Here is a 13,113-nt window from a genome sequence, read left to right as displayed (position 1 = left end):
TCGCTTTTTCTCACACTAACTGTCTCTTTATAATCCCATTCTCCATATCATCAATACCATAAACAGTATCCATAACTTCAAATGTCTCTCTCAGATTATTCCTAGCACTCTTCCATCCAATACCATCTGTAAACCAAACAAAGGTAAATCCCTCTATTGTATCCGCCTCCTGTGAAAGCATTTTATAACTTCTTGCAGTTTCATTTAATTTTGAACCTCCACTGGCATAGAAGTTTGTTTCAATACCATAAATCATCTTATTTGTCTTTATCACAAAATCAAATCTCTTAGCAGCCTTTCCCTGATTAGAAAGTGCTGACAAGTCAATATTCCATTTATTTTCAATATCCTTCAAATACATTTCTTTGAAATAATTCATATTTTTCTTAAAACCTGCCGCTACAATGTACTTTTCAACCAAATCTTCCATCTGGTGACCTCCTCGATTCTTACGACCATTAGAGTCCAATCCAGTTTCAATGCCCAACGCATAATCCACAAGATTATTCACTAAGTGGTTTGCAATCATATCAAACAAACCGGTTTTACGCATAAATACCTTGTATTGCTCCACACTGTAATTCATCTGCCTGAAATTATATAAAAAAGCACCTTCTTCATCTTGTGCATATATTTCATGACCTCTCACGGCTAGAAGTAACGGAACACATTGTAATGTTTCCGGATACTTTGTCACTATCTTCTTAAAATCTTCCTCAATATTTTTTGAACCAATCAATGAATTTAATATATTCAATTCTACCTTGATTCCATCTACATTTCTCACTACCTTTTCAAAATCAATATAGTAATCATAACTTGATATACTTGGTCTAAACTTACTTAACCATTCATCAAAATTTCTATTTGTCATTTAATGTTTTCTCCAATCTCCTCTTAGATATCTCCAAATATTCTTCACTTACGTCTATTCCTATAAACTTTCTTCCAAATCGTATAGACTCTACTCCTGTTGTTCCAGAACCGCAAAATGGATCTAATACAACCTGACCTTCTTCTGTAGATGCCAATACTATTTTTTCAAGCAAATATTCCGGCTTTTGTGTTGGATGCTTACCCTCTGTTTTTTCCGATGGTCTTGTCAGTGCACCTGTCCACACATCCTTCATCTGCTTACCACCATTCATTTCTTTCATTTTCTGATAATTAAAAAAATGTCGAGACTTCTTTTCATTCTTCCTCGCCCATAGAATGGTTTCTGTAGAATGTGTGAAGCATCGACATGCTAAGTTTGGTGGTGGATTTGTTTTCTGCCATGTTATGTTATTAATTATCTTGAAGCCTTCCTGCTCCAACGCCATACCTATTGAATATATATTGTGTAATGTTCCCGATATCCAAATTGTGCCATTCGGCTTTAGTACTTTTTTACATAACTTAATCCACTTTCTGTTAAACTTGTGTTTTTCTTCGACACCGGTTCCACTTTTTGAAAGCTTATCCCATGAGCCTTTATTAACAGAAACCATCTTTCCACCTTGACAGGTAATTCCGTCATTACTTAAAAAATATGGTGGATCTGCAAATATCATATCTACAGTTTCTGGTTTCATTTTTGTTAAAATTTTAAACGAATCGCCTAATAGCAACTGTATTTCATTGGTTTCAAAATATAATGGTACTTTTTTTGTAAACAAGCTTTCCATCATCTCGACTCCTTTAATAATTACATATAATTACTTCCTCTCCAACTCTTTTTGTTGCGTCCGAATTAATCATACGTTTTACACTTACAACATCTATTGTATAGCCCTGATTTCCATACAACTCATTTATCAACTCTGTATTATGATTTGTGAGCATACAATAACAGCCTCTAGCTGTCAATTCATTATAAAGCTTAGCTAAACGTTTGTGACTTTCTATATCAAATCCTTCTTTTGTATATGACTCAAAAGAAGTTGGATTAAGTGGTGCATATGGACTATCTATAAATACGAAATCTCCCTTCTTAGCATCCTTACATGCAATTTCAAAATCACCATCTATAATCTTCACTCCTTGAAGATATTTCGAAACTTCAAGGATAACATTTTCATCAACAGATGCTCTACGACTATTATTATATGGTACATTAAATAGACCTTTACCGTTCACACGATACAAGCCATTAAAACAATGCTTATTAATAAATACAAACAATGCTGCTAATTCCACATCAAACTCTGATTTCATCAACTTATCATTATAGTGTTCCCTGAGAGAATAATAGTATTCTTTACCATCCTCCCACATTTCCTCATCAAGTTTTTTTACTGTCTTCAGAAATAATTCCGGAGCTTTGCATATCTGCTTATAAGCATTTATCAATGCTTTATTTATATCATTTATCAATGCATTTGTAGGTAACAATTCGAACGTAACTGCACCTCCACCTACAAACGGTTCGAAATAACTGTTAAAATTTTTTGGCATTCGCTCCTTTATCTGTGAAAGCAACTGACGTTTTCCTCCAGCCCATTTCACAAATGGAGCAACACACGAATTACTCATTCTTACTCCTCTTCTCTATGTCCTACTATAGACGGTCAACATGATAATTATAATTTCATACATACAAAATGACAACCACAACTTTAATTACAGGCTGGAGAATAACTTTATTTTTGAAAAACAAATATATACTCGTGCGCCAATAGAAGAAAGTCGTTATTTTGTTTCTTCCAATATTGCATTGAGCGGCAATTATGTTGCTCTTTAATAATAATTTCCTTATTGACAAATCCAATTTGCAAAAAGATATTCATCACAAGAAAACCTAAAGGAATAACCTTTCCATTTTTTCGTATATCACCCATCATTATCGCACACGTTTTTCTTTTTTTCAAAATACGATATGCTTCTTTTGCCACAATTTCCATTTTGCACAAAAAATCATCCACATCTAACAAAGAAATATCTCCTTCAATATCTTTGCTATACTTAATAATATTAGCATAAGGTGGATGTGTACAGATAAAATCAATGCCATTATCTTTAATAAAATGCAAATCACTAGCACTTCCAACCTTTGTATATATTTTTGATTGAGTTTCACATTTGAATTGTAAATTTGTTTCAGATTTAAAAACAGATTGCGGATTGATATCAATACCTACCGCATTACGATTGAGTAGTTTTGCTTCTACCAAAGTTGTTCCACTACCCATAAATTGATCTAAGATCCAATCATTTTGCTTAGAATAACGAAGTATCAAATTTCTTGGTATATACGGTGACCAGTTACCTCGATACTTTCCTGAATGTGTTGCCCATTTCCCCCTTTCGGGAAAAGACCAAACTGTTGTTGTTTCAAGACTAAAATTATTCGGTTGTAGTTTTATAATTTATACTCCTTTCATTTTTACTAACTTCCATATTATAGCTCAATCCATTGTGAAAATCCACATTATTTTTCTTTCACAATAAATAAATGATACTTACGATAAAAAAAATCCCTGTAAACAAAACTTACAAGGATTTTTATAATAGAAATACTTAATTTTAAACTAACGTTTAGAGAACTGTGGAGCTTTTCTAGCGCCTTTGAGACCGTATTTCTTTCTTTCTTTCATTCTTGGATCTCTAGTAAGATATCCAGCTTTTTTAAGAATTGGACGGTATTCTGTAGCGTCTACTTCAAGTAAAGCTCTTGAGATTCCATGACGGATAGCTCCAGCCTGTCCTGTGAATCCACCACCATGTACATTTACTAAAATATCAAATTTATCAAGTGTTCCTGTAGCAACCAATGGTTGACGGATGATAACCTTTAATGTCTCTACATCGAAATATTCTTCAATATCTCTTTTATTTACTGTTATTTTTCCTGTTCCAGGCATTAAATAAACCCTGGCAACTGAACTTTTTCTTCTTCCTGTTCCGTAATATCTTGTACTTGCCAATGTTTTTACCTCCTATCGTAAATTAAAATGTTAACTCTTCAGGTTTCTGTGCCTGGTGTTTATGCTCAGGTCCAGCGTATACGAAAAGTTTCTTATACATCTGTCTACCTAAAGGTCCTTTTGGAAGCATACCTTTAACTGCAAGTTCTACAACACGCTCTGGTTTCTTAGCGATCATGTCTTTTAATTTGGTTTCTTTCATACCACCAACATATTCTGAATGATGATAGTAAATCTTCTGATCTAATTTCTTTCCTGTTACTTTAATCTTGTCTGCGTTTACAACGATTACATAATCACCTGTATCAAGGAAAGGTGTAAAAATAGCTTTATTTTTTCCTCTTAACACCTTTGCAATCTCTGATGATAAACGTCCTAATGTATATTTTGATGCATCAACTACATACCATTTTCTTTCAATTGTCTCTGGACTTGCTACAAAAGTCTTCATCAAATGTTCCTCCTTCGAGTATTATTATCTGGTTAATAATATATCCATAAAATACCAATCCCGGGGCTGTGAGATCTGGTATCTACGCACATAATCACAGTAAGTTATTTTACAATAAAAAAGTTTTTATGTCAATATTTTTTTCAACTGTTCCGGGTGTGTTTTCCACATCTTTATATTTAAACATATATCTTATCCACATTTTACCTGTATTTTATCTCCATAAGGGTAAGCCCCCTTGCCGGAGCCGTAGGTCCAGCTTCATTTCTGTCACAGGCTTCAAGTATATTTTTTACTTTTAAAGCGTCATAATGACCGCATCCCACTTCAATAAGAGTTCCCGCTATTATTCTTACCATATTGTACAAAAAGCCTTCTCCTTTAACATAAATATCTATAAAATTATTTTCTTTTTTTATGTCAATTTCCAAAATGTTTCTAACTTTATCTACTACCGGGGTATTAACTGCACAAAAACTTGTAAAATCATGACTCCCAATTAGATATCCGGCAGCCTTTTTCATATTTTCAATATCTAATTTTCTGTAAAAATGATAGGAATAATTTCTATACATCGGTATATTAAAGGTATCGTTTAATATCCTGTAGCGATATAATTTAAAACTTTTATTTTTTCTGGGATGAAAATCTTCGGATACTTCTTTTGACTCTCTAATTACAATATCCTCCGGAAGAAAACGGTTTATGGCAAAAGAAAATTTTTCTCCTGGTATCTTTGAAAGTGTATCAAATACTACTACATTTCCCATAGAATGAACTCCAGCATCTGTCCTGCTGGCACCTATTACCTTTATTTCTTCCTTTAAAAAATCACTTAAGGTATTATTTAATACTTCCTCTATAGATAGCCCGTTAGGCTGTATCTGATAACCACAATATGCTGTTCCGTCATAGGCTACTTTAAGCATTATTCTTCTTTTGGTCATTTTATTCTCCTTGTTTATGACAATTTCAGCCTCTAAAAGCTTTGAAGCTTCCAAAGGCTGGTAATAACATTATTATTAAATTAGAAATTTTCAAAGGGCAGGTTAAATCTTTTAGAAAAAATTGCAATTACAAGCATTATTATTGCTATGAAATAAGCAGTAAAATCAAAGCCTTTATACTTTAAAGGTTTCATTTTACTTCTTCCTTCTCCACCCCTATAACACCTTGCCTCCATGGCCATAGCCAGGTCATTTGCCCTTCTAAATGCTGAAATAAAAAGGGGAACTAATACCGGAACCATTGCTTTTGCTTTTTTTATAATACTTCCGCTTTCAAAGTCCGCACCTCTGGCAAGCTGTGCTTTCATTATCTTATCTGTTTCTTCAATAAGTATTGGTATGAACCTTAAGGCTATTGCCATCATCATAGCAATCTCATGAACAGGAACTTTTAAAAGCTTTAAGGGAGCCATGACTCTTTCTAAACCATCTGTAAGATCATTTGGTGTAGTGGTTAAGGTCATAAGTGAAGAACCAAGAATCAGATAAATCAGACGAAATAGCATCTGTACCGCCATCCTGATACCCTCTTTGCTTATTTTTAATATTCCAAAGGAAAATACTACCGTTCCCTGAGTTAAAAACAGGTTAAATGCCAGAGCAAAAAGCATAATTATTATGACTGATTTTAAACCTTTTACGATGAAGCTAAAGGGAACTTTGGATATTTTTATTTCCATTGCCAAAAACAATGCCATTAAAGCATATCCGCAAATATTATTTATTATAAATATATCTATAAAAAAAATTATTGTTCCTATTATTTTTACTCTTGGATCTAATTTATGCAGGATAGAATCTCCCTGATAATATTGTCCAATTGTGATATCTCTAATCATTTCTTCCTCCATGTGATTTTGCATTATTACTTAAGTTTGGCAAAATCATATTATTTTAGGGGTAAGACTTCTTTATGCAAACATTATTGCACAGGTAAGAATGCCTTCCCATTTTCTTTTTTAAATCCCACTTTGTTATGCTTTTTCTTTGTAGAATTTTAAAATTTCATTTTTGGCTTCTTCTACTGTAATGGCATCGGTATTTAAATTGTAACCTTTTTCTTTTAACTCATGCATTACATATGTGACCTGGGGTGCTGCAAGACCAATTTCTTCCAGCTCTTTATAGTGTTTGAAAACTTCCCTTGGAGTTCCATCAAATCTTACATGACCATCATCCATTACTATCAGCCTGTCTGCATATTTTCCAACATCCTCCATACTGTGGGAAACCAATATAATTGTCATGTTATATTTTTTATGAAGTCTTGCAATAAGATCAAGTATCTCATCTCTTCCTTTTGGGTCAAGACCCGCTGTTGGTTCATCTAATATCAAAACTTCCGTTCTCATGGCTAAAACACCGGCTATGGCAGCCCTTCTTTTTTGTCCACCGGATAAGTCAAAAGGTGAACGATAGAATGAATCCATTGGAAATCCAACCATTTCCAGTGCTTTAAACGCCCTTAATTCTGCCTCTTTTTGAGAAAGACCAAGATTTTTGGGACCATAACATACATCTTTAAAAACATCTGTCTCAAATAATTGATATTCAGGATATTGAAAAACAAGTCCTACCTTGCTTCTGTGCTCTTTCATGTCATAATCTTTATCATAAATATCCTGTCCATTATAATAAATCTCACCTGAGGTAGCCCTGATAAGTCCATTAAGGTGCTGAATTAATGTAGATTTTCCGGAGCCGGTATGCCCGATTATTCCTATAAATTCACCATCTTTTATTTCGAGATTTATGTTATCAAGCGCCTTCACTTCATTTGGAGTGCCTTGTCCATATACATAGCTTACATTATTTAAAATAATTGACATATTGCATCCTCCAACTCTTCTTTTGTAAGTATTCCCAAAGGCACAGGCAAACCGGCCTTTTTTAATTCATGAGCCAATAATGTAACCTGTGGTACATCAAGTCTTAATTCTTTAAGCCTTTCAACCTGAGAAAATATTTCTCTGGGACTTCCTTCCATTACTACTTTTCCTTCATCAATTACAAAAATTTTATCTGCATTTACAACTTCTTCCATGTAATGAGTAATCAGAATAATAGTTACATTTTTACTTTTATTTAATTCAGTAATCGTTTTTATTACATCTTTTCGTCCATTTGGGTCAAGCATGGCCGTTGGCTCATCCAAAACTATACATTTAGGCTCCATTGCCAGCACTCCGGCTATGGCTACCCTTTGTTTCTGCCCACCTGATAGTCTGTTAGGAGATTTGCTTCTGTATTTTGTCATTTTAACACTTTCAAGAGCATTATTTACTCTTTCCCAGATTTCCTCTGTTTTCACTCCAAGATTTTCCGGGCCAAAACCTATATCTTCTTCCACAACAGGACTGATTATCTGATTATCCGGATTTTGAAACACCATTCCTGCTGTTTGTCTGATATCCCAGGTATTGTCATAATCAGAAGAGTCTTTTCCATCTACCCACATAGTTCCCTCACTAGGTGTTAAAATTGCATTTATATGCTTGGCAAATGTAGATTTTCCGGAGCCGTTATGTCCTAAAATCGCAATAAATTGACCGGATTCAACATTTATTGATACCTCATCAACTGCTTTTTTTATGGAATCTACATTTCCTTCTTCATCTCTGATTATATATTCATAGGTCAATTTGTCTGACTTTATAATTCCCATTTTTCCTCCAAATCTTACTAAAAATTTAGAAATACTTCTATTGTATAATTATGTAAATTTCCTTTTATTTTTTCTTTATTGTTTGATTAATAGTTCCTAGCTATATTTAATATTTTTATGTGTTTTCTCTTTATTTATAATGCAAATAAACTATTTTACTTAATCATTCTTTTTCTAAGTTGCTCTAATGGTTTTTTATTCCTCTTACATTTATACTTTTCCTCAGATATCTTAGCTTTTTTTCTTTAATTAATTTACATATTATCTGGATCTGCTTATTAAATAATTTAAATCACCTAAATTATAATAACTAGTAAAGGTTGTAAAAGCAAGGTTTTATTTGTATATATGCTTAAATTAATAATTATCTTTTTTTATTTAAGATTGGAGGCAATAAAAAACCCTGATAATTTATTTTGAAATCAGATATTCTAATACTTTATTCCATCAGTTTTCAAAAAAGCTAAATATAAATTATCAGAGTTTATTATTCTATCTACAAAATGTTCTTGTAAGTTCTGCCATTTCTTTTGCTATTTCTTCTGTAAAGGAACCTTTTTTCATTCTCCATTTCCAGTTTTTTTCTATAGTTCCCGGTTCGTTAATTCTTCCTTCTTCATTAACTTTTAAATAATCCTGCATTTGAATTATGGCAGTTTCCGCCGTACTTGAAAGAGCCAGGGTTATAATATTATCACATACAGTTTTACATTTTTCGTCATCGTCCCTAAATTGCAGATTATTTAATCCACAATATCTTAATACATATTCTTGCATATCATCATCTAAAGATTTAAACCAGCCTATTACTGTATTATTATCATGTGTACCTGTATAAACAACATGATTTCTTTCATAAAACAGTGGAAGATAAATGCTGTCTCTGTTAGGTGAAAAAGCAAACTCTATTACTTTCATTCCAGGATAATTTGTATCTGCAAGAAGTTTTCTTACACCATCTGTCAAAAATCCAAGGTCTTCCGCAATAACCATTGGATTACCAAACCATTGATTTATTATTTTAAATAATTCGATTCCCGGACCCTTTTTCCATTTTCCGTTTTGTGCTGTTTTACTTTCATAAGGTATAGCAAAATATTCATCAAAACCTCTAAAATGGTCAATACGAATGATATCATACATTTTTAAGGCATAATCGAAGCGTCTAATCCACCAACCATAACCGTTTTCTTTTATTTTGTCCCAGTTATAAAGCGGATTTCCCCATAATTGGCCATCTTTTGAAAAATCATCCGGCGGACATCCAGCCACTGCCCTTGGTTTATTATCCTGGTCAAAGTCGAAAAATTCTGTTTCAGACCATACATCGCAACTATCCATTGACACATATATTGGAAGATCCCCTAATATCTGTATTCCTTTATCATTTGCATATTTCTTTAAAGCTTTCCATTGTTTAAAAAATTCGTATTGTATAAATATGTAATAATTAATTTCATTTTCCAGTTCTGTTTTATATTTATCCACTGATTCCGGTTTATGATTTTTTATATCTCCCGGCCATTCATTCCAAGCTTTATGGTCAAAATGATCCTTCAATGCCATGTATAATGCATATTCATCTACCCAGTTATTTTCTTCCTTGAACTTTCTTATTTCGTAGGAATTCATACCATCTCCCACTTGTTTAAAGGAATCATAAGCAAGTTTCAGTAATATTTTTCTTGAATATTCTATTACAGCATAATTAACATATTCATCTAAATAATTGGACTTAGTAGCAACAATATTTTCATCACCTTTTTCTTTTATAGCCTTATCATATATTTCATCACATTCTTTTTCAGTTAATAAACCGTCTTTTATTAAAGTTTCCAGGTCAATATGGTAGGGATTACCGGCAAAAGTAGAACAGGATTGATAAGGTGATCCCCAAAAATCCGGAGTACACAAAGGCAAAATCTGCCAAATTTTCTGTTTTCCAATATTAAGTTTATCAACAAAATCGTATGCTTCCTTTGAAAAACATCCTATACCATACTTTGATGGTAAACTAAATACCGGAAGCAAAACTCCAACAGTTCTCATTGTAAAACCCTCCTTTGTTTGTGTGATAGAAAAAATTAGTTATTCGCATTAATACATATTTACAAATCAATGGCCTTGTATAAATTTTACCAAGTAAAAAATACACTTTTTTATTTTTTAAATATTATGAATTATATAAGATATTAGACAATTAAACTACTTTTGTTATAATATTATTTCTTCGAACACACTACTATATTTATTCGGCAGATATCAAACTTCTTATATATTATTTAAAATAATTCCTTTGTTTTTAAAAATAAAGAATATAATTTTGAATATTAGTTTTAATTTCCTAGTACCCTTTTTTATATATTTATAAACACATGTTTATTTTTAATCACTAAAGGAAATTTTTATTTAAATTTAGATACCCCATAAACTACGATAACCTAAGCTTTGGCTATATACTGACTAGTATATACACATAATCTGATATCATATGTGCCTCTATTATTTCTAAGCTTTTGTTTGTGCTAATTACTTTAATATATCTATTATCTTGGCCTTGTATTTATTATTTATTATTTTTCTCCAATACCTAGGTGTGAACACAATGTTGTACTTGCACATATATATTGTATTTACTGGACTATGTGACTTATTTGCCATTAAAATCACCTTTCCTTTCGTTATTTATTAGGCTTGAACAACTAAATTATAACGAAAAAGTTATTTTTTGTATAACAATCACCGTGCACCCACATAGCTGGTGGTTAATATTTCGCACGTTTTGCGTGCTCAACTGGGTCACGATCTATACAAAAAAAACCCACTACCTTGGTAGTGGGTCAAAAATACAATTTTATAAATTATACTAACTCAAGTAATACTTCAAGAGCTCCATCACCTTTACGCTGTCCAATCTTAACGATTCTGGTGTATCCACCATTACGATCAGCATATTTTGGAGCAATTTCAGTAAATAACTTATCTACTAAATCAACTTTCTTAGTATTTTTCTTACGTCCTGCACCCTGAACAGGTACATCAGTAACTGAGTAAAGAACACTAAGAATTTTTCTTCTTGCATTTAATCTTGATGGAAGATCTTTCTTAATCTCTTTCTGTACTTCATCATATACAGTTTTCTTCTTTCCATCAACTACTTCTTTAACTCTCTTACCATTTTCATCTTTACGTGGCACTTTAGCTGTTACTGTAACAGTTTCAAAATTGTCTCTTTCTTTTACTGCTAATGCAATAATACCTTCAACAATTTTAGCTGTTTCTTTAGCACGAGCCTGAGTTGTAACTATTTTTCCATTGTTAATAAGAGCTGTAACCTGGCCTCTAAGTAAAGCCTTTCTCTGGCTGGAAGTTCTTCCAAGTTTTCTATAACCTGCCATTTTTTTCCTCCATTCAAAATCTGCCGCACTCTTCGGGTTTACCGGTCAGATCGTTAATTATTCTTCACCCTGATTCAAATAAAGGCCTAATTCTTTTAACTTGGCAAGCACTTCATCAAGTGATTTTCTACCAAGATTTCTAACCTTCATCATATCCTCAGGTGTCTTACTTGTTAATTCCTGTACAGTATTAATGCCTGCACGTTTTAAACAGTTATATGAACGAACTGATAACTCAAGTTCATCAATGCTCATTTCTAAACGTTTTTCTTGTTCACTTTCTTCTTTTTCGCTCATAACCGGAATTGATTTTGAGCTTTCAGAAAGATCAATGAAAAGATTAAGATGCTCACTAAGAACTTTAGCTGCAAGGCTTAAAGCCTCATCCGGCTTAGTTGTTCCATTAGTGTACACTTCAAGTGTTAACTTATCATAGTCAGTAATTTGTCCTACACGAGTATTCTCAACTTTGATATTTACTCTTTCTACAGGTGTAAATATTGAATCGATAGCAATAACACCAATTGGTAGATCAGCATTCTTATTCTTCTCAGCGCTGACATATCCTCTGCCTGAAGTAATAGTAAGCTCAATATACAGTTTACTGTCATTTCCACCATTTAAGTGTGCAATCTCAAGTTCTGGGTTTAATACTGAGAAATTAGGATCGTTAAAATGAATATCCCCAGCAGTAACTACTCCTTCACCTTCGAACTCTATATAAGCTGTTTTATCCTCGTAAGTATCACTATCATTTTTAATAGCAAGACTTTTTATGTTCATTATGATTTCAATTACATCTTCTTTAACTCCAGGAATTGAACTGAATTCATGTAGAACCCCATCAATCTTAACCTGGCTAACTGCACAGCCCGGCAATGAAGAAAGCATAATCCTCCTCAAAGAATTTCCGAGTGTTGTTCCATATCCTCTTTCAAGAGGTTCAACAACAAACCTGCCGTATTTACAGTCTTCTGAGATTTCATCTATTTTAATATTAGGTTTTTCAAAATCGAACACTAACGAAGTCCCTCCTTCTTTTCGGGTAATGCCTATATTCTACCTATGTATCGCTATCAATTATTTAGAATATAACTCGACAATGAGCATTTCGTTTACAGGTACATCAATTACGCTTCTTCTTGGAAGCTCTTTTACAGTTCCTTTAAGGTTTTCCTGATCTACATCAAGCCATTCAGGTACTAATCTTCCACCTGTAACTTCAAGGATATCTTTATATCTTTGTAATCCTTTGCTCTTTTCTCTGATTTCAATAACGTCTCCTGCTTTTACAAGTAATGAAGGAGCTTTAACCTGTTTTCCATTAACATATACATGTTTATGTCCTACAACCTGTCTAGCTTCTTTTCTTGTTCTTGCGAAACCGAGACGGAAAATAACATTATCTATTCTGCTTTCAAGAATTGTCATAAGGTTTTCACCTGTCTGACCTTTCATTCTATCAGCTTTCTCAAAATAGTTCCTAAATGGTTTTTCTAATACACCATAAATGAACTTTGCTTTCTGTTTCTCACGGAGCTGAAGACCATATTCACTCATCTTCTTATTTGCTCTTTGTAATTGTCTATTTGATTTTTTATCTATTCCTAAGTAAATTGGATCCAAACCAAGTGATCTGCAACGTTTAAGAACAGGTACTCTATTTACTGCCATTCTAAACTACACC

The 13,113-nt window shown here is 32.8% G+C and carries 14 protein-coding genes; all 14 read right to left on the bottom strand.

Annotated features, from left to right (window positions below; translation table 11 throughout):
- Positions 1–10 precede the first annotated feature (10 nt).
- The 14 genes from BM153_RS04370 to rpsD all read right to left on the bottom strand — a co-directional run bounded on the left by BM153_RS04370 (position 11) and on the right by rpsD (position 13,100).
- Positions 11–874, bottom strand: a complete 864-nt coding sequence (locus BM153_RS04370; RefSeq protein WP_092871151.1) for a type II restriction endonuclease — start codon at positions 872–874, stop codon at positions 11–13.
- Entirely contained in the window at positions 864–1,667 is an 804-nt protein-coding gene (locus BM153_RS04365) for a DNA-methyltransferase (RefSeq protein ID WP_092871149.1), read from the bottom strand. The genes BM153_RS04370 and BM153_RS04365 overlap by 11 nt, the downstream gene beginning before the upstream one ends.
- Before the next feature lie 13 nt (positions 1,668–1,680).
- The gene (locus tag BM153_RS04360; RefSeq protein WP_092871147.1) at positions 1,681–2,514 is read right to left on the bottom strand and encodes a DNA adenine methylase; all 834 of its coding nucleotides are present in this window, start codon (positions 2,512–2,514) and stop codon (positions 1,681–1,683) included.
- 107 nt (positions 2,515–2,621) lie between these two features.
- Positions 2,622–3,344 carry a TRM11 family SAM-dependent methyltransferase gene (locus BM153_RS04355; protein WP_330392019.1) on the bottom strand — a complete coding sequence of 241 codons (723 nt, stop codon included), beginning with the start codon at positions 3,342–3,344 and terminating at the stop codon, positions 2,622–2,624.
- A 165-nt stretch (positions 3,345–3,509) separates the two neighbouring features.
- On the bottom strand, positions 3,510–3,905 hold the full coding sequence (gene rpsI, locus BM153_RS04350) for a 30S ribosomal protein S9 (protein WP_092871143.1): 396 nt from the start codon (positions 3,903–3,905) through the stop codon (positions 3,510–3,512).
- A gap of 22 nt (positions 3,906–3,927) precedes the next feature.
- Positions 3,928–4,356, bottom strand: a complete 429-nt coding sequence (gene rplM / locus BM153_RS04345; protein ID WP_092871141.1) for a 50S ribosomal protein L13 — start codon at positions 4,354–4,356, stop codon at positions 3,928–3,930.
- 203 nt (positions 4,357–4,559) lie between these two features.
- Positions 4,560–5,303 carry a tRNA pseudouridine(38-40) synthase TruA gene (gene truA, locus BM153_RS04340; RefSeq protein ID WP_092871139.1) on the bottom strand — a complete coding sequence of 248 codons (744 nt, stop codon included), beginning with the start codon at positions 5,301–5,303 and terminating at the stop codon, positions 4,560–4,562.
- A gap of 80 nt (positions 5,304–5,383) precedes the next feature.
- Positions 5,384–6,202, bottom strand: a complete 819-nt coding sequence (locus BM153_RS04335; RefSeq protein WP_092871137.1) for an energy-coupling factor transporter transmembrane component T family protein — start codon at positions 6,200–6,202, stop codon at positions 5,384–5,386.
- Between the two features lie 135 nt (positions 6,203–6,337).
- Complete coding sequence (locus BM153_RS04330) at positions 6,338–7,192, bottom strand: energy-coupling factor transporter ATPase (RefSeq protein ID WP_092871135.1); 855 nt, start codon at positions 7,190–7,192, stop codon at positions 6,338–6,340.
- Positions 7,177–8,028, bottom strand: coding sequence for an energy-coupling factor transporter ATPase (locus BM153_RS04325; protein ID WP_092871133.1), 852 nt, complete (start codon positions 8,026–8,028; stop codon positions 7,177–7,179). The genes BM153_RS04330 and BM153_RS04325 overlap by 16 nt, the downstream gene beginning before the upstream one ends.
- Before the next feature lie 492 nt (positions 8,029–8,520).
- On the bottom strand, positions 8,521–10,077 hold the full coding sequence (malQ, locus tag BM153_RS04320) for a 4-alpha-glucanotransferase (protein ID WP_092871131.1): 1,557 nt from the start codon (positions 10,075–10,077) through the stop codon (positions 8,521–8,523).
- Positions 10,078–10,889: 812 nt separating this feature from the next.
- A complete protein-coding gene (locus BM153_RS04315) occupies positions 10,890–11,426 on the bottom strand; it encodes a bL17 family ribosomal protein (RefSeq protein WP_092871129.1) in 537 nt (178 codons plus the stop codon).
- Positions 11,427–11,483: 57 nt separating this feature from the next.
- Positions 11,484–12,446 carry a DNA-directed RNA polymerase subunit alpha gene (locus BM153_RS04310; RefSeq protein ID WP_092871127.1) on the bottom strand — a complete coding sequence of 321 codons (963 nt, stop codon included), beginning with the start codon at positions 12,444–12,446 and terminating at the stop codon, positions 11,484–11,486.
- A 60-nt stretch (positions 12,447–12,506) separates the two neighbouring features.
- Positions 12,507–13,100, bottom strand: coding sequence for a 30S ribosomal protein S4 (gene rpsD / locus BM153_RS04305; protein ID WP_092871125.1), 594 nt, complete (start codon positions 13,098–13,100; stop codon positions 12,507–12,509).
- Positions 13,101–13,113: the final 13 nt, after the last annotated feature.

The organism is Acetitomaculum ruminis DSM 5522 (assembly GCF_900112085.1).
Lineage (GTDB): Bacteria > Bacillota > Clostridia > Lachnospirales > Lachnospiraceae > Acetitomaculum > Acetitomaculum ruminis.
This window is presented reverse-complemented; position numbering and strand designations above follow the sequence as displayed.